The sequence below is a fragment of the Youxingia wuxianensis genome (assembly GCF_014385085.1).
GTDB classification, from domain to species: Bacteria; Bacillota; Clostridia; order Oscillospirales; family Ruminococcaceae; genus Youxingia; species Youxingia wuxianensis.
In genome coordinates this window covers 66,260-90,485 of sequence record NZ_JACRTD010000008.1, presented here as the reverse complement: position 1 = coordinate 90,485, position 24,226 = coordinate 66,260, and the positions used below count along the sequence as shown (strand labels likewise).

25 protein-coding genes and 1 tRNA gene are annotated in these 24,226 nt (G+C 49.2%); 22 read left to right on the top strand and 4 right to left on the bottom strand.

What is annotated here, in order from left to right; all coding sequences use genetic code 11:
• Positions 1-3 precede the first annotated feature (3 nt).
• The 9 genes from H8705_RS11265 to H8705_RS11225 all read left to right on the top strand — a co-directional run bounded on the left by H8705_RS11265 (position 4) and on the right by H8705_RS11225 (position 8,267).
• Positions 4-201: a hypothetical protein gene (locus tag H8705_RS11265; protein WP_262395881.1), complete on the top strand. Its 198-nt coding sequence runs from the start codon at positions 4-6 to the stop codon at positions 199-201.
• Positions 194-757 carry a hypothetical protein gene (locus H8705_RS11260; RefSeq protein ID WP_262395880.1) on the top strand — a complete coding sequence of 188 codons (564 nt, stop codon included), beginning with the start codon at positions 194-196 and terminating at the stop codon, positions 755-757. The genes H8705_RS11265 and H8705_RS11260 overlap by 8 nt, the downstream gene beginning before the upstream one ends.
• The gene (locus H8705_RS11255) at positions 754-3,222 is read left to right on the top strand and encodes a glycosyl hydrolase family 18 protein (protein WP_392392094.1); all 2,469 of its coding nucleotides are present in this window, start codon (positions 754-756) and stop codon (positions 3,220-3,222) included. The genes H8705_RS11260 and H8705_RS11255 overlap by 4 nt, the downstream gene beginning before the upstream one ends.
• Positions 3,223-3,292: 70 nt before the next feature.
• On the top strand, positions 3,293-3,712 hold the full coding sequence (locus tag H8705_RS11250; protein WP_128744928.1) for a phage holin family protein: 420 nt from the start codon (positions 3,293-3,295) through the stop codon (positions 3,710-3,712).
• Positions 3,696-4,652, top strand: coding sequence for an N-acetylmuramoyl-L-alanine amidase (locus H8705_RS11245; protein WP_449355755.1), 957 nt, complete (start codon positions 3,696-3,698; stop codon positions 4,650-4,652). The genes H8705_RS11250 and H8705_RS11245 overlap by 17 nt, the downstream gene beginning before the upstream one ends.
• Positions 4,653-4,777: 125 nt before the next feature.
• A complete protein-coding gene (locus H8705_RS11235; RefSeq protein ID WP_262395877.1) occupies positions 4,778-5,179 on the top strand; it encodes an RNA polymerase subunit sigma-70 in 402 nt (133 codons plus the stop codon).
• The gene (locus tag H8705_RS13725) at positions 5,097-5,408 is read left to right on the top strand and encodes an SHOCT domain-containing protein (RefSeq protein ID WP_392392089.1); all 312 of its coding nucleotides are present in this window, start codon (positions 5,097-5,099) and stop codon (positions 5,406-5,408) included. Before H8705_RS11235 ends, H8705_RS13725 begins: the two co-directional genes overlap by 83 nt.
• Positions 5,393-6,694: a recombinase family protein gene (locus H8705_RS11230; RefSeq protein WP_262395876.1), complete on the top strand. Its 1,302-nt coding sequence runs from the start codon at positions 5,393-5,395 to the stop codon at positions 6,692-6,694. Before H8705_RS13725 ends, H8705_RS11230 begins: the two co-directional genes overlap by 16 nt.
• A complete protein-coding gene (locus H8705_RS11225) occupies positions 6,687-8,267 on the top strand; it encodes a recombinase family protein (protein ID WP_262395875.1) in 1,581 nt (526 codons plus the stop codon). Before H8705_RS11230 ends, H8705_RS11225 begins: the two co-directional genes overlap by 8 nt.
• A gap of 256 nt (positions 8,268-8,523) precedes the next feature.
• Here H8705_RS11225 and H8705_RS11220 read toward each other — a convergent pair.
• Positions 8,524-8,609: transfer RNA gene (locus tag H8705_RS11220), tRNA-Leu, on the bottom strand.
• A gap of 165 nt (positions 8,610-8,774) precedes the next feature.
• On the opposite strand from H8705_RS11220, the gene H8705_RS11215 reads away from it, so the two are divergent.
• The 9 genes from H8705_RS11215 to ispE all read left to right on the top strand — a co-directional run bounded on the left by H8705_RS11215 (position 8,775) and on the right by ispE (position 16,905).
• Entirely contained in the window at positions 8,775-9,611 is an 837-nt protein-coding gene (locus H8705_RS11215; protein ID WP_316248656.1) for a peptidylprolyl isomerase, read from the top strand.
• A 53-nt stretch (positions 9,612-9,664) separates the two neighbouring features.
• A complete protein-coding gene (locus tag H8705_RS11210; protein ID WP_262395874.1) occupies positions 9,665-11,023 on the top strand; it encodes an MATE family efflux transporter in 1,359 nt (452 codons plus the stop codon).
• A 129-nt stretch (positions 11,024-11,152) separates the two neighbouring features.
• Entirely contained in the window at positions 11,153-11,770 is a 618-nt protein-coding gene (locus tag H8705_RS11205; RefSeq protein ID WP_262395873.1) for a sigma-70 family RNA polymerase sigma factor, read from the top strand.
• Between the two features lie 131 nt (positions 11,771-11,901).
• The gene (locus tag H8705_RS11200) at positions 11,902-12,183 is read left to right on the top strand and encodes a zinc-ribbon domain containing protein (RefSeq protein ID WP_262395872.1); all 282 of its coding nucleotides are present in this window, start codon (positions 11,902-11,904) and stop codon (positions 12,181-12,183) included.
• A 166-nt stretch (positions 12,184-12,349) separates the two neighbouring features.
• Positions 12,350-12,562, top strand: coding sequence for a DUF1858 domain-containing protein (locus H8705_RS11195; protein ID WP_262395871.1), 213 nt, complete (start codon positions 12,350-12,352; stop codon positions 12,560-12,562).
• Complete coding sequence (locus tag H8705_RS11190; protein WP_262395870.1) at positions 12,562-13,284, top strand: tRNA (adenine(22)-N(1))-methyltransferase; 723 nt, start codon at positions 12,562-12,564, stop codon at positions 13,282-13,284. Before H8705_RS11195 ends, H8705_RS11190 begins: the two co-directional genes overlap by 1 nt.
• Positions 13,250-14,017 carry a Nif3-like dinuclear metal center hexameric protein gene (locus tag H8705_RS11185; protein WP_262395868.1) on the top strand — a complete coding sequence of 256 codons (768 nt, stop codon included), beginning with the start codon at positions 13,250-13,252 and terminating at the stop codon, positions 14,015-14,017. The genes H8705_RS11190 and H8705_RS11185 overlap by 35 nt, the downstream gene beginning before the upstream one ends.
• A 703-nt stretch (positions 14,018-14,720) precedes the next feature.
• On the top strand, positions 14,721-15,887 hold the full coding sequence (locus H8705_RS11180; protein ID WP_262395867.1) for a DUF362 domain-containing protein: 1,167 nt from the start codon (positions 14,721-14,723) through the stop codon (positions 15,885-15,887).
• Positions 15,888-16,014: 127 nt separating this feature from the next.
• Positions 16,015-16,905, top strand: coding sequence for a 4-(cytidine 5'-diphospho)-2-C-methyl-D-erythritol kinase (gene ispE, locus H8705_RS11175; protein WP_262395866.1), 891 nt, complete (start codon positions 16,015-16,017; stop codon positions 16,903-16,905).
• A gap of 247 nt (positions 16,906-17,152) precedes the next feature.
• On the opposite strand, the gene H8705_RS11170 is transcribed toward ispE, so the two are convergent.
• Positions 17,153-18,511 carry a PFL family protein gene (locus tag H8705_RS11170; RefSeq protein ID WP_262395865.1) on the bottom strand — a complete coding sequence of 453 codons (1,359 nt, stop codon included), beginning with the start codon at positions 18,509-18,511 and terminating at the stop codon, positions 17,153-17,155.
• A gap of 18 nt (positions 18,512-18,529) precedes the next feature.
• Positions 18,530-18,799 (bottom strand): ACT domain-containing protein, encoded by a 270-nt coding sequence (locus H8705_RS11165; protein ID WP_262395864.1) that lies wholly within the window; start codon positions 18,797-18,799, stop codon positions 18,530-18,532.
• A gap of 213 nt (positions 18,800-19,012) precedes the next feature.
• On the opposite strand from H8705_RS11165, the gene H8705_RS11160 reads away from it, so the two are divergent.
• The 4 genes from H8705_RS11160 (at position 19,013) to H8705_RS11145 (ending at position 23,403) form a co-directional block, all read left to right on the top strand.
• The gene (locus tag H8705_RS11160) at positions 19,013-19,831 is read left to right on the top strand and encodes a histidinol-phosphatase HisJ family protein (RefSeq protein WP_262395863.1); all 819 of its coding nucleotides are present in this window, start codon (positions 19,013-19,015) and stop codon (positions 19,829-19,831) included.
• A 65-nt stretch (positions 19,832-19,896) separates the two neighbouring features.
• Positions 19,897-20,391: an Lrp/AsnC family transcriptional regulator gene (locus H8705_RS11155; RefSeq protein ID WP_262395862.1), complete on the top strand. Its 495-nt coding sequence runs from the start codon at positions 19,897-19,899 to the stop codon at positions 20,389-20,391.
• Positions 20,388-21,578, top strand: coding sequence for an aminotransferase class I/II-fold pyridoxal phosphate-dependent enzyme (locus tag H8705_RS11150; RefSeq protein WP_392392088.1), 1,191 nt, complete (start codon positions 20,388-20,390; stop codon positions 21,576-21,578). Before H8705_RS11155 ends, H8705_RS11150 begins: the two co-directional genes overlap by 4 nt.
• Positions 21,579-21,645: 67 nt before the next feature.
• The gene (locus H8705_RS11145) at positions 21,646-23,403 is read left to right on the top strand and encodes an Rqc2 family fibronectin-binding protein (protein ID WP_262395861.1); all 1,758 of its coding nucleotides are present in this window, start codon (positions 21,646-21,648) and stop codon (positions 23,401-23,403) included.
• Positions 23,404-23,466: 63 nt separating this feature from the next.
• Here the strand turns inward: H8705_RS11145 and H8705_RS11140 are convergent, their stop codons facing one another.
• The gene (locus tag H8705_RS11140; protein ID WP_262395860.1) at positions 23,467-24,198 is read right to left on the bottom strand and encodes a cupin domain-containing protein; all 732 of its coding nucleotides are present in this window, start codon (positions 24,196-24,198) and stop codon (positions 23,467-23,469) included.
• Between the last annotated feature and the right edge of the window lie 28 nt (positions 24,199-24,226).

Sequence of the window (24,226 nt, the reverse complement as noted above, 5' to 3'; positions counted from 1 at the left end):
GATATGGCTTATTTCTCGAAAACTACGGAAAAGATCACGCCGGAGAACTACTTTTCCAAGGTCAAATCCATAACGGTGAGTATCTGCATCACCAACTGCTCCGGCACAATTTATGTAACAGACCTTCTGCTTCAGCCAGGTTCTGTTGCCACGGGATGGGTAGGTCATCCCTGCGAAATGAAGTGGGTGCTTGATGGCTAAACCCGTATTCATCCGACTGGCAGAGGTCATAAACAAAAAGCAGGAAAAGCGTGTCATGAGCGTAACGGTGAAACCTACCGTCACCAACTGCTCCGGCACGATCTGGTTCACTGACCTCATGCTGCAGGAAGGACCGGCGCTGACCGGCTATGTTCCGCACACGGAGAGCAGGCTGGCGAAAAGCGATAAGGTCTGGTTCAACGGCGTGGTTCGCTCCGCCGAAACGGTCATTGTATGCAACCTTGGCGAGACCTCCGGCGGTTTGGATATCCACATCTATCCCAAGTCGGACATGGCGGCCGGGTCGGTTTCCTTGCACCAGGGTGTTGGTGGACAGCGGGTGGTTTTTCCAAATGCGCTCCATGCCGAAGATGACCTGGCGCTCCTTGCTTCGGTGCGGGAATGCACCAGAAACGGCATCACCGAACCGAAAGAGGGTTTTTATCAGTACAGCGCCGCCTGGGACTCCAAGCACAGGGTCAACCTGGAAACTGGAAAATCCGCAAGGGTGCTGTTTGAACTGCAACAAATGACAGATGGAGGTGACACAATCTGATGGATAAACTCAAAGGCAAACGCATCATGGTCTGGACATTCATGGGCAATGCCAGAATGTATGAAGCCCTGCGCGATTACGGCGACCGCATCGATACCATCGGTCTGTTTTCCTTTAAGGTGGATAAGACCGGCACCATCACCGAGAGCGGTGTTGCCATCAGCAATATGCTGACCTACATCAACAAATGGCCCCATATCCGTTGGCTGCTCACCGTTGCCAATGACGGTGCCAACTCCATCTTCAAAGCCCTGCGTGACAACACGGACGGCGCACAGGACACTTTCTGCTCCGAACTCGTCCGCATCATGGAGAAATACCCCTGGTGCAGCGGTGTGGACATAGACCTGGAAAAAGGCGACGATTACTCCACCCACGAAGCGTCCACCGCCATGTTCGCCCATATTTACAGCACCGTGAAATCCTATGACTCCACCAAGGAGATGAACATCTGCCTGCCGGGTATGACTTCGGTCAACGGCTCGGTCGGTGGAGAGAACTGGTGCGTATATGGTGACCTTGATAAATACTGCGATACCGCATCCATTATGACCTATGGTATGGCTTGGGCAGGTTCCGCTCCTGGTCCCGTCTCTCCGAGAAGTTGGCTTGAGGGTGTGTACGATTATGCTGTGCGGGTGATGAACCCAGAAAAGGTATTCCTCGGCATGCCTGCCTACGGTTGGAACTGGCAGATCTATGATACCCCGGAAAATCTGGGTGAATACTACCGTGGCACATCCCACACCTACTATGCTGCAAAATACTGGATGCAGGGCGTGTATAACTTCACCGATGATGCACCACCGCAGCCTTTCATTCCGATCCTTTCCTATTGGGACGATTACGATATGGGTCCGTGGGCGCTCCCTCATGTGTATGACTACATGGAAGGCAGAGATGCCACGGCAAAAACCTATCCCCAGATGGCAGAGGTCTATAACCGTAGGAACTATCTGACCGCTTATGCCAAGCAGCAAAAGACCGAGTTTGGAGAAATTCTCATTGACCACGATGCCGAACCGGACAGCTATTCCGGCATTGTTTCTGTTTCCAAGACCCTTGTGACCTTGGGAGAGGACGGCTCTGCCACCTATAAGTTCACCATTGATGAGGACGGCACCTACGATGTTGCAGTCCGGCTGTGTTATCCGTTCTGGGATAAAAACAGCATTTATGCTTCTTTGGATGGCAGCACGGTTCATTTTTCCGAGAATCGGCTATGGTGGCCGTACTGGCGAACCACTTTCTGGGCAACCCTCGCCAAGGGTGCAAATCTAACTGCCGGAGAGCATACGCTGAAAATCTCTGTAGGCGTGAATGGTGTCCAGTTCTATGGTTTCCGTGTCTGCACGGACTTTTCCGAAGAACCCACTGCAGGTGATGCGGAATACACCCTTGCACCACGAAAGTTCAAGGACATCAACGGCGATATGGTGGGACCGGCGACCGGCTTCAAGCTGACTCTTGAGATGCTGCGCCGAAAGCCGGACTCAGCACTGGTATGGTATGAGGATTTCCGTGATGAGCAGAAGATCCCGGAAAGCTACTGGACAACGCTCTCCGGCGAATGGGATGTGTGGCAAGACCCTAACAGCGATGCCAACCGCCCATACTCGCAGCTTGAGGGCTACGGTCAGCTTGCCTGGAACTATAACGGATTTTCCGACATTCATCTCCGCGCGCAGATCATCATCCCGCCGGATGGTGGTGGCAAGTCCGGCATTTTCCTCGGCTCGCTGTTTTTGTGCATCAATTACGATACGCAGAGGTTGGAACTCTACGAAGGGTCAACGCTCAAGGGAAGCTACTCGGCATCCTATGCAAAGACCGCAAAGGCAGACCTCCGCTCCAATCCGAGTGTTTACACCATTGAGATGCGTAAGCGTGGAAACAAGGTGCGGGTCTATTCCTCCACCTCGTACACGCTGCGCTTTACGGCTACGGTCAGCAGTGGCGGTGGCTATGCGGGTATCCGCTCGGATATGCCTGTCAACTGCCAACTGCTCCGTCTGGGGGATGCCTGGACATACGAACCGTATGAGCGTTTCGATGTTATCATGCCGGATGGTACTGAAACTTCCTACGGCAGAATTGAACGGTCGAACTGCACCTGGGATGAGGAGTTCCAGGTGTTCACGCTGACCAGTGATGTGGAAGAATCGTCCACCAGAAGCGAAAGCATCTCTCTGGACTACGAGTTTTACCACTCCCACATCATGCCGCTTGAGTGCGGCAACGACTACTCTGCAAAAATAATCCCCAGGGACATCAACATCTGGATTTCCAGGCTGTTCCTTGGGGATTCGGACGGCTTTTCCATCCTTTACTACCAGAATGTGGACAGCCTCATCTATTGGGCAAACCAGGCAGCATACCGATGGAAGCTGCGAGGGATGTGTATGTGGTCCCTCGGACAGGAAGATATGCGGGTATGGGAATGGTTACCCAAGCAAACCGAATAAGGCACATAGGGCTTCTGCTGTCGTGGCAGAGGCCCTTTTGCATAATTAAAACGAAATGGAGGATAACGCTATGAAACAAATCTGGTCTGGCATTCAGATCGCATTCACCGCTTTCGGCGGCTTCCTTGGATGGTTCCTGGGCGGTGTGGACGGCTTCCTGTATGCGCTGATCGCCTTTACGGTGATCGACTACATCACCGGCGTCATGTGCGCCATCACTGACAAGAACCTCTCCAGTTCCATCGGCTTCAAAGGCATCTGCCGCAAGGTGCTGATTTTCACTCTTGTGGGCATCGGCAACATTGTGGATGTCTATGTCCTCGGCCAGGGTGGAGTGCTGCGAACCGCAGTCATTTTCTTCTACCTGTCCAATGAGGGTGTCAGCATTCTGGAGAACTCTGCCCATCTGGGACTGCCTATCCCTGAAAAGCTGAAGGAAGTCCTGGAGCAGCTTCACGAGCGAGGAGGTGACGATGATGAATCTGCATAAGCTGATTCTTACAGAAAACGCTTGCTATAAGGCAGGCAGAACCATCACCGTCAAGGGCATTATGGTTCATTCCACCGGGGCGAACAACCCCAATCTGAAACGCTATGTGGGTCCCAATGACGGTCTGCTCGGTGAAAACCAGTACGGCAATCACTGGAACACCTATCACCCCGGCGGCAGAGAAGTCTGCGTCCACGCTTTCATCGGCAAACTGGCAGACGGCACCATTGCCACATACCAGACACTTCCGTGGAATCACCGTGGATGGCACGCCGGAGGCAGCGCCAACAACACCCATATCGGCTTTGAAATCTGCGAGGACGGTCTTACGGATTACACCTATTTCCAGAAGGTGTACCGTGAGGCCGTTGAACTTTGTGCCTACCTCTGCAAGGAGTATGGTCTCACCGAGCAGAATATCATCTGTCACTCCGAGGGCTACAAGCAGGGTGTCGCATCCAACCACGGTGATGTGATGCACTGGTTCCCAAAGCATGGCAAGAGCATGGATACCTTTCGTGCCAAGGTCAAGGCTCTGCTTGCTGCCGATACCAATGAGAACACAGAAGACACTGCCGAGCCTGTGGTGACCTATCCTGAAAAGCTGACTTCCGGCTATTACCGTGTGCGTAAAGCCTGGAAGGACAGCAAGTCCCAGGTGGGTGCTTACCGCGTCCTCGCCAATGCAAAGGCGGCTGCGGATAAGAACCCCGGCACTCATGTTTTCACCAATGATGGTGTTGCCATCTATCCTGTGGATGATGCAACCGACTCCGGCACTGCTGACTACCGCATCCATACGGTAGTTAAGGGAGATACCCTATGGGACATTGCCGCCCTGTATCTTGGCAAAGGCAGCAGATACCCTGAAATCAAGACCCTCAACGGTCTGAAGTCCAATGTCATCTACAGCGGTTGGAAGCTGAAGATCCCCAACTAACCACGAAGCCCATCGAGGAGATAATTTCTCTTCGGTGGGCTTATTTTTTTGCTGTTTTTCTGTTCAAATGCCGTTTTCACCTCCAGTGGGTAGTGAGGAAGCCCCTCGGATTGGAGGAACCCACTATGACGGATTTGCAGAAAGAACGAATAAAAACCTTGCGTTTACAAGGCATCAGCTATGTAAAAATCGGTGAAATGCTCGGTATTTCAGATAATACAGTACGCTCATTCTGCCGCCGAAACGGTCTGGGCGATACAGCGAAGAATACGGTTGCCTGCAAACAGTGCGGAAAGTTGATAAAAATCGTTCCCAAGCAGAAGCCCAGAAAGTTCTGCTCGGACACTTGCCGGACTGCCTGGTGGAACAGCCACCCAGACTGCGTGGATCGGAAAGCGGTTTATGCTTACACCTGCGCCCACTGTGGTAAGCCATTCACTGCGTATGGTAATAAAGAGCGTAAATATTGTAGCCACGGCTGCTACATTGCCGACCGCTTCGGAGAGGAGTGTGGCTGCTGTGACTGATGCCTATCGTGCCAGACTGGAAGACTACTTGGCATCCATGCTCCAGGCAAAACGGATGCTGTCGTTGGGGATTATAACCCCGGAAGATTACGCCATAATTGATACAATGCAGCGCGAGGAATTTGGAATATCTTCGTGTAGTTTATATCGCGGGATTGACTTGATATATAGTGGTTTCAGAGGTAATATGTCACACTACGAGGAGGTGACAAAATGCCAAGAGCAATAACCATTGTACCAAAACCACCGAAACTGGAACAGAAAAAGCGAGTTGCAGCCTATGCCCGTGTGTCGAGCGGCAAAGATGCCATGTTCCACTCGCTGTCCGCACAGGTCAGCTATTACAGCGACCTCATCCAGAATCACGATGACTGGCTCTATGTTGGCGTGTACGCCGATGAAGCCAAGACCGGCACCAAGGAATCCAGAGCAGATTTTCAGAGACTGATCGCTGACTGCCGTGCCGGAAAAATCGATATGGTGATAACCAAGTCCATCTCCCGCTTTGCGCGAAATACGGTCACACTTTTGCAGACCGTTCGTGATTTCAAAGCCTGGGAGGTGGACATTTTCTTTGAGGAGCAGAACATCCACACCATGAGCGGTGACGGCGAACTGATGATGACCATTCTGGCGTCCTACGCGCAGGAAGAAAGCCGCTCCGCAAGTGAGAACCAGAAATGGCGTATCAAGAGGAACTTCGAGGAAGGGATGCCCTGGAACGGGGCCATGCTCGGATATCGGCTGAAGAACGGTCGGTACGAGATCATCCCAGAGGAAGCAGACCTTGTCCGCCGCATTTATGATGAGTACCTTTCCGGCGATGGCTACCTTGCCATTGCCAAACGGCTGAATGAGGATGGCATCCCGTCACGCTTCGGAAAGCAATGGGGTCAATCAGTGATTTCCAAGATACTCAGCAATTACACCTATACGGGAAATCTGATTTTACAGAAGACCTTCCGTGAGAACCACATTACCAAAAAGACCATCGTTAACAACGGCGAACTTCCGAAGTACCACGCAGAGGATGCCCACGATGCCATTATCGACATGGAGACCTTCCAGGCGGTGCAGGCAGAAAAAGCACGACGGGCGGCTCGGTTCATCAAGAAGCCAACACCCAAGAAAACATACCCGTTCACAAGCCTTCTGGTCTGTGACGGTTGCGGAAAGAACTATCGGCGCAAGGTCACGAAAACGGGCCCCGTCTGGGTCTGCGGCACCTTCAATTCAATGGGCAAAGCCGCCTGTGCTTCCAAGCAGATCCCCGAAGAAACCCTGCAGGCAGTGACCGCAGAAGTGCTTGGGCAGGTGGATTTTTCAGAGGAATTACTCCGCAGGCTTATAAAGAGCATACTGGTCTGCAATGAAAATGTATTGACTTTCCGCTTCTATGACGGCTCGGAAGTCACACGGAAATGGAAAGACCGCTCACGCAGTCAAAGTTGGACGGACGAGATGAAGGCAACCGCCCGTCAGAAAGCCCTGGAAAGGAGGAACCAGAATGCCTAAAGTTACAATGATACCCGCAACCATAAACCCACTGACGCACCTGCCTTCGGTAGCAGCACGGAAAAGACGTGTCGCCGGATACGCCCGTGTTTCCACCGACAGCGATGAGCAGTTCACCAGTTATGAGGCGCAGGTTGATTATTACACCAAGTTCATACAGTCAAAGCCGGAATGGGAGTTCGTAAAAGTCTACACGGACGAGGGCATTTCCGGCACTAACACCAAGCGCCGTGAAGGGTTCAAAGAGATGATCACCGATGCCCTTGACGGTCAGATTGACCTCATTGTTACCAAGTCGGTCAGCCGATTTGCGAGAAATACGGTCGACAGCCTGGTCACCATCCGAAAGCTGAAAGAGAACGGCGTGGAGTGCTACTTTGAAAAAGAGGGCATCTACACCTTTGACGGCAAGGGTGAATTGCTCATCACCATCATGTCCTCACTGGCGCAGGAAGAAAGCCGCAGCATTTCCGAAAACATCACCTGGGGACAGCGCAAGAGCTTCTCCGATGGCAAAGTGCATCTGCCGTACAAACGCTTCCTCGGCTACGAAAAGGGCGAGGACGGACGGCCTGCGGTTGTCGAAAGCGAAGCAAGGGTTGTAAAGCTGATTTACGGACTTTTCCTTGAGGGCAAGACCCAGGCAGGCATCTGCAAGTATCTGGAGGAATTGGGCATCCCGTCACCGGGCGGCAAGCAGACATGGAGCAAGACCACGATCACCAGTATCCTTCAGAATGAGAAATACAAGGGTGATGCACTGCTCCAGAAGAAATTCACGGTAGATTTTCTGGAAAAGAAAATGAAGCCCAACGAGGGTGAAGTCCCACAGTATTATGTGACGGGCAGTCATCCCGCCATCATTGAGCCGGACGAATGGGAGCAGGTGCAGGCGGAGTTTGCCAGACGGAAGACCCTGGGCAAAGCCTACAGCGGCAAAAGCGTCCTTTCTGCCAAACTGGTCTGCGAGGATTGCGGTGCCTTCTTCGGTCCCAAGGTATGGCACTCCACTGACCAGTACCGCCGCACCATTTGGCAGTGCAACGGCAAATTTGCAAACGAGGAACGCTGCCACACTCCCGTGGTGGACAACGAAACCATACAGCGGCTTTTCATAAAAGCCTACAATCTGATGATGCAGGATCGGGTGCAGATCATTAAGCAGTGTGAAGCGTGGCGTGCGCGGCTGATGGATTTTGGAACACTGGATGCCGATATTGAACGGCAGCTTGAAGAGACCCAGGTGGTTGCCGAACTGGTCAAAGCGGCAGTCAAGGAAAACGCATCCACGGCACAGTCCCAGGAAGCCTACCTCAAAAAGTACGAAGCCCTCACCGAACGGTACGAGAAGGCGGCTGCGGAACTGGAGCGGTTGCAAAGCCTACGCACCGCCCGAAGCCAACAGGACAAAAAGATGGCACTTTACATCCGTACCCTCAAGAAACAGCAGGAAGTGATGCATGACTGGAACGACACCATCTGGACGGTGATGATTGAAAAGGCCATTGTTCACAAGGATGGACAAATCACATTTGTTTTCCAGAACGGCACGGAAATCAAGGTCGGAGCGTAACTGCTCCGGCTTTTTTCTTTGCCGAGGAATAATTAAAAGATGCACACCCCTTGGCTCAAAATGCACACCCCACAGACCTTTCGTTAAATGGTATAGAGGGGTAAAACGGAAAAGGCTCCACGGTGACCATTTCAGAATCACCGTAGAGCCTGTTATCGTTAAAAGGTATCGGAAAACTCTTGCAAATAGGGGCTTTTGCAAAAAGAAACTGGACACCCGCTTCGATACTCATTGTATCAAAACTGGTGTCCAGTTATGGTGCCGGCGGTGGGACTTGAACCCACACGATGTTGCCACCAACGGATTTTGAGTCCGCCTCGTCTGCCATTCCGACACGCCGGCTTAGGCGCTTAAACAGTATATCAAATTTCTATAAAAAACGCAAGAGCTAAAAAAGAAAAAGTTTTTGGGAAATGATAATATTTTCTTTGACTATGGGAAATAATTGTATAATTGACTTAAATATGTTATACTAAATTTCATTACCATATGGGAGGATACGAAGAAATGAAAAGATTGTTAACCGCCGTACTAGCGGCATTGGTACTAGTTTCGGTTACTGCCTGTTCCAATGGGAATAAGGATACAAATAGTTCATCTAGTTCATCGCAACCGCAGAGCGCGGCGTCCCAAGAAAATAGCACGCAAGACGAGCAAGATCGGGAATCGTCTGTTCCGGAACTCTCTTATGAAGAACATCTTGCATTGATGGAAGAGATGTACCAGGGAAACGGAGATATGAACGATGTGATTGTAACAATGGAAACTTCCGAAGGCACAATCAAGCTGCGTCTGTTCCCGGATGAGGCTCCGAAAGCAGTAGAAAATTTTGTGGGGCTAGCTGAAAAAGGATACTACGAAGGAGTAACGTTTCACAGAATTATTGATGGATTTATGATTCAGGGAGGCGATCCTACCGGAACGGGTACCGGAGGAGAGAGCATCTGGGGAGAAGAGTTTGAAAATGAATTTTCCGAGAACCTATTTTATTTCCGAGGCTGTATCGCTATGGCTAACCATGGACTAAACACCAATGGAAGCCAGTTCTTCATCGTGCAGGGAGACAGCTATAATCCAATGCTGCAAGCCCAGCCGGAGCTGCGGGACAAGATGCTGGAAGGCGGCTGGCCAGAAGCGGCGCTGGATTTATATGAAAAATACGGTGGATATTGGTCGCTGGATACAGGCGCTTATACGAAATTTGGTTATGTGATAGAAGGGCTGGATGTAGTGGACAAAATTGCTTCCTATGACAGCGGCGAGGTGGATGAACAGGGAAGCCCTACAGGAAAACCTTCAAAAGAGATTGTGATTGAAAAAGTGACCGTAGAAAAAACGGAGTGATATAGCAAAACCGGGAGGCCTTTGGCGCTTCCAGGGGGATGATGGGAGGACCAATGAAACTTTTTGTTAGAGATGGAACTTTTTATAAAACATTAGTGGCGATTGCGGCGCCGGTTGCTTTACAGAACCTGATTACATTTATGGTATCTATGATGGATACCATTATGATAGGGGCATTGGGAGAAGTGCAGCTGTCGGCGACTTCCATAGCGAACCAACTATGGTTTATTTTAATGGAAATTTGTTTTGGCGTAGCGGGAGGCGCCAATGTTATCTCCGCCCAATACTGGGGAAAAGGGGACGTGGGCATTATCCGCAGGATACAGTCCATTACATATAAAACTTTGCTGGTGGTGTCGGTTTTATGTTCTTGTATAGCGCTATTTTTACCGGGACAGTTTATGTCGGTGTTTACCACCGATCAGGGAGTAATCGAGTACGGAATACAGTACCTTCAGATTATCGGGTTTTCCTATCCCCTATATGCCCTTGCCAGCGCAGGCATTATGCAGCTGCGTTCTATCGGCACGGTAAAAATTTCGGTGGTGGTGTATCTGACTTCGCTGGTAGTGAACACTTTCCTAAACTGGGTACTGATATTTGGCAATTTGGGCGCTCCAAGGATGGAGGTGCGTGGCGGTGCTCTGGCCACCTGCGTTGCCCGTATGTTTGAATTTGGAATAGTTACCTTCTATGTATTTAAAGTGGAGGATAAGGTTAAGTTTGGGCTGAAAGACCTGCGGGCGAACAACCGACATCTGTATAAAATGTATGTGTCCCAGGTGGTGCCGGTGACCTGCAACGAGATGTTGTGGGTAGTAGGAAGCACGATGGTGTCTATTGTCATTGGCCGGATGGGAACTCAGTTTGTAGCGGCCAACAGCATTTATTCTGTTCTTAACCAGCTGGTAATGGTATCTATTTTCGGCGTGGGCAGCGCTACGGCTACTATTATCGGGAATACCATTGGTACCGGCGAGTACGAGATGGCGAAGGAACGTTCGGTTACCTTTATGGTCATAGGGGCGCTTCTGGGAGTTATAGGCACTCTGCTGACGTTGGCTCTGGGGCCGGTTATGCTGATACTTTATCAGAATATTCCGGAGGCTACAAAAACGCTGGTGAGTCAGCTTACCGTCGTGGGCTCTATTATTGTATTCTTCCAAGCTATGGCGGTAGTTTCCATGATGGGGGTCCTCCGGGCTGGTGGAGACAACAAATTTGTGTTGGTGGCAGACGTAATTTTCATGTGGTGCATTTCTATACCGCTGGGTTTCCTAACCGGATTCAAGCTGGGATGGACCCCGCCGGCGGTGTACGCAGTGCTGAAGTGTGACGAAGTGCTGAAGACCCTCATTTCCGCTGTCCGGGTATTCCGTTTTCGGTGGCTTCAGGATATTACCCTTCGATAAAAGAAAAATGTGCAAAATGACAAATGTTTTTTACTAAAACACTTGACATTTGGTAAAGTGCACTATATAATAATATTCGTATCAATTTAGGCGAGATACGCTTGCTAATTATGTAATCGGAGAACCCTTATGGACATGACTACACAGGCAAATACGCTGGAAGACGCTCTGGATGAACAGCTTGCGGTTCAGGCAAAAGGCGGCGACAGCGATGCGCTTGCTCTCTTGATACAGCGGTATATTCCTTTGGTGCGGCTTCGGGCAAAGACCTACTGTAAAGGCGTTCTGGATGAGGACGACCTGTTTCAGGAGGGGATGATTGCTTTGCTCAAGGCCATTCGAAATTACCGCAGCGACGTACCGGGCAGTTTTAAAACATTTGCTTTTGTGTGCGTCAATAATAAACTTATCAGCGCGGTGACCGCTCACATGCGGGAGAAAAATACTCCCATGCGCGGTTATCTGTCTTTAAGCGAACCGGAAACAGCTACCGACTCTTTTTTGCTTGTTTCTCCCCAGGAGAATGGACCGGAACAAGTTTTGATCCGCAATGAAGAGGCGTACGCCTTGAACCGGAAAATCGAAAATCTTTTGTCCTTATTTGAACGGCAGGTTTTGTGTTTGTACCTCAGCTCTTATTCCTATGATGAGATGTCCCGTCAGCTCGGATCCTCAACAAAAGCTGTAGACAATGCCTTGCAAAGAGTGCGACGAAAGTTGCGAAATGCTTTTTCCCAAAATGGGTGAAAGCCGCATTATTCTGTGACAGTCCCGAGAGGGATTGCATATAATACCCCTTGGCGTCTATAGCGGAGCGTTGTTCAATCTCGGTCCAGATCCCAGCGGGTAAATCTTAACTTATAAGCGAGGTAAACCAAATGTACACAGACAAAACATTAACATGCAAAGAGTGCGGAGCCGAGTTTGTTTTCACAGCAGGCGAACAGGAGTTTTATGCTGAAAGAGGTTTCGTAAATGAGCCTCAGAGATGTAAAGCTTGCCGCGACGCCCGTAAAAACAACGCTAGACCTCAGAGAGAAATGTTCACAGCTACCTGTGCTTCCTGCGGCGCTGAAGCGAAAGTTCCTTTCCAGCCCCGTGAAGACCGTCCGGTATACTGTTCTGAATGTTTCGCTAAAATGAAAGAGGAACAGATGTAATCTGTAGTTTCGTAACCAAAGCCATCGCGAAAGCGATGGCTTTTTCTATTGTCTCTCTTGTTATCCGGCGGGGAATCTGATATACTAAAGGCAATAAAAAGCGCTGTTATTTTATGGATTTTATGGTATACTATATGAAAGAGAAATAAAATAGGAGGAAGAATAAATGACGATTACAAAAGATACTTTAATTGGGGAAGCGCTGGACTATGACGTAACCCTGTCCAAATATTTTATGGAAATGGGGATGCATTGTCTGGGTTGTCCTGCTTCCCGAGGCGAAACGATTGAGCAGGCATGTGAAGTGCATGGCGTAGATTGTGATGATCTGCTCAAAAAACTCAATGCCCATGACGGGGCGAAAAATGTATTGAGATAATGGCAGGGCCTTTACCGAAATTGGACGACAGACTGGCTGTCATTGCATCTATGGTGCGGGACGGCTCCCGTCTTGCTGACATCGGCACCGATCATGGCTATTTGATCGCCTGGCTTGCCGCCAAAGGGAAAATATTGTCCGGTTATGCCTGTGATATTAACCGTCAGCCGCTTGAAAAGGCGGCTTTCTCTTTGTCGGCCTGCGGGGTGACGGAGAAGGTTTCTTTGGTGCTGGCCGACGGCTTGCATGGCATTTCCGGGGAAATGGTGGATGATATTGTGCTGGCGGGCATGGGAGGGGAGCTGATCTGGGAAATTATCAGCGGTGTGGATTGGACACGGGATCAGCGCCTGCGATTTATTCTACAGCCTATGACCAAAGTCCAGCGTCTGCGCAAACTACTTTATGAAAATGGATTTGAAATCCGCCGGGAACAGGCGGTCATTTCAGGGAATTTTCCCTATACGGTGATGGAAGCGCAGTATACCGGGGATTGTCGGCAGGTGAGCCTGCGTTTTGCTTATACGGGACTTTTATGGGAGCAGGAGACAGAGGCGGCAAAAGCTTACATAGAAAAACAAGAGAGACTGCTCCGGGAGAAAGTAAAGGGACTTCGCGGCGCCCGGGGCCAGTCAGATCAACTGCAGATATATGAACGATTATTACAGGAACTGGAGGAACGAACCAATGGTTACAGTAAAAGAAGTATACCAGGCGATTGATCATGCGGCCAGTTTTTCTCTTGCGATGGAATGGGATAATCCCGGACATCTGGTGGGAGACGAAAATGCCCAGATTACAGGGGTGTTAGTCGCTTTGGACGTTACTGACAGTGTGATCCAGGAGGCGGCGACCCGGGGGATGAATTTGATCGTTACCCATCATCCGGTGATTTTTACCCCGATGAAGAAGGTTACAGCGGATAGTTTGGTATATCGGCTGATCAGAGAAAACATCTCGGTGATCAGTGCCCACACTAATTTGGATATTGCTAAGGGCGGCGTGAACGATCTGCTGGCCCAGCGCTTGGAATTGGGGCGCATCACAGGGCTGGAGCCAGTAAGTGAAACGGACAGTATGGGGCGGTGCGGAGAATTATCCCGCGGGATGACGCCGCCGGAATTTGGATATTATGTGAAACGCAGGCTGAATTTACCAGCGGTACGCTACTGCGATGGCGGAAAAGCGATTGAAAAGGTAGCCGTATGTGGCGGAAGCGGCGGCAGCCTGCTTTCTTATGCTTATAAAATGGGGTGCCAGGCGCTGGTGACTGGGGATGTGAAGCATGATGTGATGCTGGAAGGCGAGCGCCTGGGGGTTACTATTGTGGACGCTGGGCATTTCGGGACGGAAACCATAGTCGTGGATTATCTGGCGGAACTGCTATGTGGGAATTTCCCGGATTTGGAGATAAAAGTAGCGCAGAGTAACCGGGATGTGTCGGTTACCATTTAAAATTTCTTTGCGAGGCTTGATGACAAGCATATAAAAATCTCCGCAAAAGGATGTTTTGCGCCGGACAGGGTCCGGGCAAGGTTTCGCTTTTGCGAAACCTTGAGATGCTCTTTGCAGCCAGCGCCTGAAAACGCAGAGCGTTTTGCCGCCAGGGGCGGGGGAAATCTTCGATTTACCAAGGCGCAGCTATAAAAAATCCCCGCAAAAGGATGTTTTGCGCCGGACAGAGTCCGGGCAAGGTTTCGCTTTTGCGAAACCTTGGGATGCACTTTGCAGCCGGCGCCTGAAAACGCAAAGCGTTTTGCCGCCAACGGCGGGAGGAAATCTTCGATTTACCAAGGCGCGGCTATAAAAAATCCCAGCAAAAGGATGTTTTGCGCCGGACAGAGTCCGGGTAAGGTTTCGCTTTTGCGAAACCTTGGGATGCACTTTGCAGCCAGCGCCTGAAAACGCAGAGCGTTTTGCCGCCAGGGGCGGGGGAAATCTTCGATTTACCAAGGCGCGGCTATAAAAAATCTCCGCAAAAGGATGTTTTGCGCCGGACAGAGTCCGGGGAAGGTTTCGCTTTTGCGAAACCTTGGGATGCACTTTGCAGCCGGCGCCTGAAAACGCAGAGCGTTTTGCCGCCAGGGGCGGGAGGAAATCTTCGATTTACCAAGGCGCGGCTATAAAAAATAGAAAGATTCCGTAAGGGAGCCAGCATATGTATCAAATTTCGTTAGTAACGGCAGAGGAATATTCCCTGCCGGTGTTGAAACAGGCAGTAGCTAGACATTTTTCTCTGCTTCCCCAAGAAAGTCTGCGTCCCGGAATGAAGGTTACTATAAAACCAAACTTGATTATGAAGGGCCGCCCGGAGATGGCGGCTACCACCCACCCTGCCTTGGTAAAGGCGGTAATACTTCATCTGCGGGAGCTGGGGATTAAGGATATAACCATTGCCGACAGCCCGGGAGGGCTGTACAGCAAGCCGCTGTTAATGGGAGTTTATGAACAAACAGGAATGAAGGCGGCAGCAAATGAGTGCGGCGCGATGTTAAATACCGATTTAGGTTCTAAAGTTTTTCGGATACCCCAGGGTAAGGTATGCCATGAATTTGATATTATCGATCCCATTGGAAATGCGGATTTTGTAATCAACCTGTGCAAGCTGAAAACTCACTGTATGACTGCTATGAGCTGCGGGGTGAAAAACCTGTTCGGCTGTGTGCCAGGATTATTAAAACCTCAACTGCATTACCGTTTTCCAGAAGGGGAAAAATTTGCCCAGATGCTGATTGATCTTTCCTTGTTGGTACGTCCCGGACTTACCATTGTTGACGGGGTAGACGGTATGGAAGGGGACGGCCCTACCGGCGGCGTTCCCAGGCATATGGGGATCACGGCGGCGGCCACAGCAGAAAATCTGTATGCTTTGGATTTGGTGATGTGTTATATATTGGGATTTACCCCCTCGCAAGTGCCGATGGTGCGCTGCGCTATAGAGAGGGAGCTCTGTCCGAAGGATTGGAGACAGGTGGATATCCAAGGGGATAGAAACGCTGTTCGGCCTTTGGAAAACCTTAAAAAGCCCGCCACGAAGAAACTCAATTTTGCGTCCGCTCTGCCAAAACCGTTGTCGGCGATCATGGACCGATATCAAGGAAAGCTTTCCCCGCGTCCGGTAATTCGGGTCAAGGATTGTATTGGCTGCGGGCGCTGCGCCCAAATTTGTCCAGCGCATACTATTGAGATTACAAAGGGAAAAGCGGTAATTGTACCTTCTAAATGTATCAAATGCTTTTGTTGTCACGAGATGTGTCCCGCAAAGGCAATAGATATAAAATCTATCGGCTTTTTTAGGCTATTTAGTAAATATTCAGAAAGTTGAACAAAAAGGTATGGAAAAAACATAGGTTATATGGTAAAATAGTAACACAGGAAACTGTGTTTTCCCCTGTAAAATAGCTATTTTCCAGGAGGAAATACAGAGTAACTTGACAAGGTGGGTGAGCGATTTGAAAAAAAACGTAGTCGTTAATGCTCCCGGCAAAATCAATTTATCTCTTGATATTACCGGTATTCGTGAAGATGGTTATCATAATATTGATACCATCATGCAGTCGATTGATTTAGGCGATACGGTGACCATTTCAAAGATGGACAGTCCAGGGGTGTTTATTTCCTGCGACCGCCCCCGTGTGCCGTGCGATGAAAGCAATTACGCACATATTGCGGCCCGTATGTTTTTTGATGAGTTTCATATTCCCTCCCAGGGAATAGCCATTGATATACAAAAACGTATTCCCATCCAAGCGGGTCTTGCCGGCGGAAGTGCCGATGCGGCAGGAGTTTTGGTAGGGCTGAACACATTGTTTGATGTAAATGCAGACGAACAGACCCTTTGTCAGCTGGGAGTCAAAGTCAGCGCGGATGTGCCATTTTGTATTGTAGGCGGCACCCAACATGCTACAGGAATCGGCAATCAGTTTAACCGCTTGCCGGACCTTCCAAAATGTTATCTGGTTATTGCCAAACCGACCATGGGAATTTCTACAAAGGACAGCTATCGCCGATATGATAAGTACGGGGCGGAGCACAGCCCGGACATTGAGTATCTGATCAAACAGCTACATATCGGAAATTTGAAAGATCTGGCCTCCAGTATGTATAATGTATTGGAAGAAGTGGCGGATGTAGAAGATATCCATATTATCCGTAATAAGATGATTGGGACTGGCGCTTTGGGTTCTCTGATGAGCGGAAGCGGTTCTGCTGTGTTCGGAATTTTTGATAACCGTACCCTTGCGCGTAAATGTATGAAAAAGCTGTATGGCGTTGCCCAGGGAGTGTTCCTGGCAAGGCCTGTTCCTTACGGTGCAGTAGTGATTGACGCTCAGGAAGAATAATTGAGAAAGAGCAGGCCGAAATATTTCGGTCTGCTCTTTTGTTCTAAAGAGAGGCTGCCAGTTTGTTTACCTGCGTTGACGGCTGATGAAGCCGACGCGGGGGATCATCTTTTCCTGGCCGCTGCAGGCGGGATAATCTCCCTAGCGGCGGCAGGTACGATTATATTTCGTAGGGCCGTAAAATAAAAATACACTCGCTCCACCAAAAAAGCCTGGATTATATCCAGGCTTTTTTGTTGTATTGTCATTAATTTTTTAGACTCTGCAAAGGCGCGGGGATTTGCCCTCCCCGGTTAATAAACTTCGCAGGGGAGAAGGTATTGACCTTCATAATCGGTCCGCTGCCAAGCAGCCCGCCAAATTCCAATTCTTCTCCAAACTGCTTGCCCACTGCTGGAATTACACGGACGGCGGTAGTTTTAAAGTTAACCATGCCAATGGCCGCTTCATCGGCGATGATACCGGAGATAGTTTCCGGCGGAGTGTCGCCGGGAATAACGATCATATCCAGCCCAACGGAACATACAGCGGTCATGGCTTCCAATTTTTCGATACACAAGGCGCCCGAACGAGCGGCGTCAATCATACCCGCATCCTCCGATACTGGGATGAAAGCGCCGGACAGCCCGCCTACATTGGAAGAAGCCATTACGCCGCCTTTTTTGACAGCATCGTTGAGCAGGGCCAACGCTGCGGTAGTACCAGGGGCGCCGCACTGCTCCAAGCCGATCTCCTCCAGAATATGAGCCACAGAATCCCCCACCGCCGGGGTGGGAGCCAATGACAGATCCACAATACCGAACCGTACTCCCAGACGCTTGGATGCTTCCGAGCCGATCAGCTGGCCCATACGGGTAATTTTAAAAGCGGTGCGCTTAATGATATCGGCCACTTCAGTAATATCGCAGTCCTTGCCGTTTTGAGCCAGGGCCGCCCGTACTACGCCTGGACCGGAAACCCCTACGTTGATTACACAGTCCGGCTCGCCTGGGCCATGGAAAGCCCCTGCCATAAACGGGTTGTCCTCCGGGGCATTGCAAAAGACCACCAGTTTAGCGCTGGCGATACACTGACGGTCCTGGGTAATCTTGGAACAGCGGTGAACCACTTCGCCCATCATTTTTACCGCATCCAGATTGATGCCGGTTTTAGTGGAGCCGATGTTCACCGAAGAGCATACATGTTCTGTGGCCGCCAAAGCCTGCGGGATTGCGGCGATCAATTCTTTGTCGCCGGCGGCAAAACCTTTATGTACCAAAGCGGAAAATCCCCCGATAAAATTGACGCCCACCTCACAGGCCGCTTTTTCCAAAACGAGGGCATATTTCACCGGGTCTCCGCCGGAGGCCGCCAGAAGCATCGCGATAGGGGTAACCGAAATACGTTTATTGATAATGGGAATGCCATACTGCATTTCCAGATCCTCGCCGGTTTTTACCAAATCTTTGGCCAGGGTAGTGATTTTGTTATAAATCTTCTCACAGCTGCGGTCAATATCACTGTCCGCGCAGTCCAGAAGAGAAATTCCCATAGTGATCGTACGAATATCCAGGTTTTGGTCCTGGATCATATGGATCGTTTCCAATATATCGCTAACATTGAGCATAACAGAACGTTTCCTTTCTTAAATTCGGTGCATGGAATTGAAGATATCTTCATGCATAATATGGATGGACATCCCCATCTGTTCTCCCAGCTGATCCATCTGGTAGACCATTTCAGACAGCTCACAGTTGAGCTTGCTGATATCGATCATCATAATCATGCAGAACAGTTCCTGTAAAATTGTCTGAGTGACTTCCATAATGTTGGCGTTGCAATCAGCGCATTTCTCAGAAACCTTGGACATAATTCCTACTCGGTCTTTTCCTACAACAGTTAATACAGCACGCATATTGGTTGAACCTCCATATAACAATTTATTCCTAGGTGAAAAGTTCAGTAAAAAGAAAAACAACAATAAGTATACCACGAATTTTACGAAAATACTATACTATTTGTGGTGGTTTGTGCTATAATCATATAAAAGAGTGGGAAGATAGAAATCTTTTTGGGATAGGATGTTGGAAAAGGTATATTTAGTTTCATTAAGAATGGGAGAAAGAATATGTTTATTAATCTTTTTGACAGTCATTTACATTCCGACAATTCCTTTGACGGAACACATTCTATTACCTTTATGTGTGAAAAAGCGGTAGAAAAAAATATTTCCGGAATTTGTTTTACCGATCATTGTGAGCTGTTGGACTTTGAGCTTGATCATTATGAGATGCGCATTACCCAGTCCTGCTTTGAAGCCAACAAAGCTAAGGTGGTTTTTAAAGGCCGGCTGGCGGTGATGGCTGGGGTAGAAATGTCCGATGTGCTTCACGATGAAGCTCTTACCGATTATATGATTAATAAGTTCGATTTTGATATGGTCATGGCCTCTCAGCACTATGACAGCGACGGCACCGATTATTATGATATTGATTTCTCCAAAATAACTTTGGAGGAAGCATATCGGATGCTGACGGATTATTATACCTACCTGATTCGAGTGGCGAAATGGAACAAATTCGATACTATGGGACATTTGACCTATCCCCTGCGTTATATGGTAGGAGATAATAAGCTGCCGGTAGACATGAAACGGTATGACGATATGTTTGATGAAATACTAAAAACAGTCGCTGAAAATGGAAAAGCCATTGAAATTAATACTTCCGGTTTGTTTGGAAGCCTGGGGGATACTCTGCCTTCTATTAAGTATGTGAAGCGTTTCCGGGAACTGGGCGGGGAATATGTAACCATCGGTTCTGATGCTCACAGGGCGGAGCATTTGGGCCGGGGGATCGAAACTGGGATGCAGATGCTTCTGGATGCGGGATTTAACTACTTTACTTTCTATAAAGCCCGCCAGCCAATCCAGTTCCGGATTATCTAAAAAGTATTGGTTTTTAATATCCCGCGCCTTGCGCGCGGGAATTTTGTTATAAAAGGAGAATAATTATGAACAATGCAATGATGGAAAAGCTTCTTCCGGTAATCGCCAATAACGCAAAACTCTCTCACGCACAGCTGGCAGCCATGATCGGTGCGCAGGAAGCAGACGTTGCAGCACAGATAGAAAAATGGGAAAAAGAAGGCGTGATTAAAGGGTATAAAGCTTTGATTGATTGGGATAAAACCGACCGAAATTATGTTAGTGCCCGCATTGAGATTAATGTTATCCCCAAGGGGGATATGGGGTTTGAAGAGATCGCTTATACCATCTCTCAATTTCCAGAGGTGGAAACTTGTTATCTTATGAGCGGCGGGTACGATTTAGCGCTTACTATCAGCGGGAAAACCTTTAAAGATGTGGCGCTGTTTGTCGCCCACAAACTGGCTCCCTTGGAACCGGTGCAGTCTACCTCCACTCATTTTGTGCTGAAAAAGTATAAAGAGCGGGGAATACTGATGGTAGAAAACGCTAAAGATGAAAGGGAGGTAACGACCCTGTGATTGATTACAATAAAATACTCAGTGAAAGGGCGGTTGCCATCAAGCCTTCGGGGATACGAAAGTTTTTCGATATCGCTTCCGAAATGGAGGATGTGATTTCCCTTGGCGTGGGCGAGCCGGATTTTAAAACTCCTTGGAGTATTCGGCGGGCCGGTATTGAAAGCTTAGAAAAGGGACATACTTGGTATACTGCCAACGCCGGGCTGGCAAAACTGCGCGAGGAGATTGCCAGTTATTTAAAACGGCGGTTCCAGCTAGATTATCAACCGAAAAAAGAAGTGCTGGTTTCCGTGGGCGGTTCGGAAGCAATTGATATTTGTATCCGAGCGCTGGTAAACCCTGGAGACGAAGTGCTGGTGCCGGAGCCTTCCTTCGTGGCATATGCGCCTATTGCTCAGCTCACGGGAGGCAAAGCAGTGCCGATCGCTACTAGGGGAGAAGATGGCTTTCGTTTGACTGCGCAGCAGTTAAAGGCCGCGATCACCCCGAAAACCAAGCTGCTGGTTTTCCCCTTTCCCAATAATCCTACTGGCGCGGTGATGCGCCGGGAACATTTGGAAGAAATTGCACAGGTCTTACGGGATACCAATATCATGGTGCTGTCAGATGAAATTTACGCGGAGTTAACTTATGGGGAGCGGCGGCATGTTTCCATCGCCTCCATTCCTGGGATGTGGGAGAGAACTGTCGTTGTCAACGGCTTTTCGAAAGCTTATGCCATGACCGGTTGGCGGCTGGGCTATGCGGCGGGACCGGAACCGGTGATTAAGCAGATGACCAAAGTACATCAATTTGCTATCATGTGCGCTCCTACCACCAGTCAGTACGCGGCGATTGAGGCCCTTGCCAATTGTGACGGGGATATTGAACATATGCGGGATGAATACGATATGCGCCGTCGTCTATTGGTAGACGGCTTTAATAAGATGGGACTTACCTGCTTTGAACCGGAAGGGGCGTTTTATGTATTCCCTTGTATTCAGTCTACCGGCCTTACCAGCGATGAGTTCTGCCAAAAGCTGCTATATTCCCAGAAGGTGGCGGTAATCCCGGGTACTGCTTTCGGCGCTTGCGGAGAGGGGTTTGTAAGGGTGTCTTACTCTTATTCCATCGATCATCTGGCGGAGGCGCTGAAGAGGATAGAGCGATTTCTCCAGGAAGAGACCCTGCCGGACGGACAGCCGTAGAGAAAACTGATATTTTTGGCAAGGGGACGCGGTTTGCGGCCCCTTGCTGTTTTTAGGGAGGGATACTATGCCCATAGATGGAATTTTTTTAAATAAACTCAACCAGGAGATCGGTGATGTGATCATAGGCGGCAGGGTGGATAAAATTCATCAGCCGGCCAAAGAAACCATAGTGATTGCAATGCGTTCCCAGGGAGGAAACCATAAGCTTTTACTTTCTGCCTCCGCCTCCAATCCCCGTATTCACTTTACCAGCGGGCCACAGGATAATCCGAAAAGTCCGCCGATGTTTTGTATGCTTATGAGAAAGCATTTGACGGGGGCGAAGCTGCTTTGTATAAGACAAATTAATTGGGATCGAATTCTTCACATGGAATTTGAAACGTCCAATGAGTTTGGAGACAAAGTGGTGCTCACTTTGGCGGTAGAAATTATGGGGCGGCACAGCAATATTATTTTGATAGGAGACGATGGGAAGATCATCGACTCGATTAAACGGATTACTGACGAAATGTCGCGGGTACGGCCGATTTTGCCAGGGATGTCTTATGCTTTGCTGCCCGCTCAGGAGAAGCTGGATCCGCTGACGGCCCCGGCGCAGATCGTCGGGCGGCTGCAGGAGCAGCCAGACAACCTTCTTTCCAAAGCGCTGCTGGGCGCTTTGGACGGCGTGTCGCCGCTGGTTTGCCGGGAGATTGCCTATCAAACGGGAAAAGGGGATGATCACACTCTCTCCCAGCTGACAGAAGAGGAAATGACCCGACTAAAGTTTTATCTCTCCCAGTGGCAGGATCAGCTTTCCCAGGGCAGGGATAAACCAGTTATGCTGGTGGACAGTGCTGGGAGGCCGAAAGAGTTTACCTATATGGATATTAATCAGTATGGCCATACGTTGGTCTGCCGGGAATATGAAAGTTATAGCGGGCTTTTGGATGAGTTTTATGGGGAAAGGGATCGGATTGACCGGATACATCAGCGCTCCTCCGATCTGTTAAAACAGCTGGTAAATCTTTCGGAACGGGTATCCCGTAAGCTGGGCGCGCAGCGGGAGGAATTAAAACAAAGCACTCAGCGGGAAAAATTAAAGATTTATGGTGATTTGATTAATTCCAATCTTTACACTCTGCAAAAAGGACAATCTTCGGCCTGTCTGCAGAATTATTATGAAGACGGCATGCCAGAGGTAGTGATCCCTTTGGATACAATGCTGACCCCGTCACAAAACGCCCAGCGGTACTATTCTCAATATCGAAAGGCAGATACGGCGGAAAAAAAGCTCAGGGAACTGATTGCCCAAGGGGAAGGGGAGCTTTTGTATCTGGAAACGGTATTCGACGAGCTGGCCAGAGCTTGTACTGACAGCGAGCTGACAGCAATTCGCGCCGAGTTGGCGTCCCAGGGATATGTACGCAGTACAGCCCGGCGGGGGACAAAGGAAGAAAAACTTCCCCCCTTAAGATATCTTTCGGATGATGGTTTCACCATTTTATGCGGTCGAAATAATATGCAGAATGAGCGGCTGACCTTGAGAGACAGCCGCAATAACGACATTTGGTTTCACACCCAGAAAATTCCCGGTTCCCATGTGGTGATTGTAACAGAAGGAAAACAGGTTCCCAACCGCACGCTGGAGCAGGCGGCGGTGATCGCGGCTTATAACTCCAAAGCGCGGGAATCCGGAAAGGTCCCTGTGGATTATACCCGGATAAAAAACATCAAGAAACATCCGGCGGGAAAGCCAGGGCTTGTAATCTATGAAGATTTCAGCACTGCTATTGTGGATCCAGATAAACAATTAGTAACCCGGCTGGCCCAGGGCCGATAAAAAAAGCGAGCAGGATAAAATCCTGCTCGCTTTTTATTAAGGGACAAGAGGTCAGCAAAATAATTACTCTCCTACATAACCGTCTTCACACAGCTCAAACCAGATGTAGTCCAGCTGTTCGCCTGCAAAAGACTCGCTGCTGTGCGCCACTCCATGAGGAGTGTAGGAAACGTCGCCTTCGGTCATAATGGTGGTATCGCCGCCGGAAGTATAAGTAAATTTAGAACCGGGCAGTACGATATACCACTGTTCCAAATCCGGATGAGTATGGGTGCCGTTGCAGCTAGGGCCTTTGCCGAAGGTAGCGCCGGTACTGAAACGTCCCAGGTTGCGGTGTTCTACCAGCATACAGGACTTGGTGCCAGGAGCTTTGAAATCTTCATCATAGGTCCAGCCTTCGCTCATGAGGCGGAAACGGGGAAGGGAAATTGCCCCGGCCTTCATATCTTTAATATCATATTCGCTCATATTGGCAATGATATGTACACATTCTAATTCTTCAGCAGCATAGATTCCAAAGTTTTCTCTGTCAAAGTTAGGTACAAATACACCCGCTTCTTTGATATTATAAGACCACTGTTTTGTGGTAACATAACCGGTGCCTTTTACAAAGATGAAAAACTGGCATTTGTCTTCAAATGCGTATTTTTCTGGATTCCAAGTGGTTCCGGCCTGCAATACGGTATAATAAACCTGAACATCCTTATAGCTGTTTGCTAGGATTTCCTTGTGAGAAACACCGTTTACAAACTCTTTTTTATAGTCTTTTCTTCTTGCGATAACCGTTTCTTTCATTAAAAAAACTCCTTTAATATATTTTTAC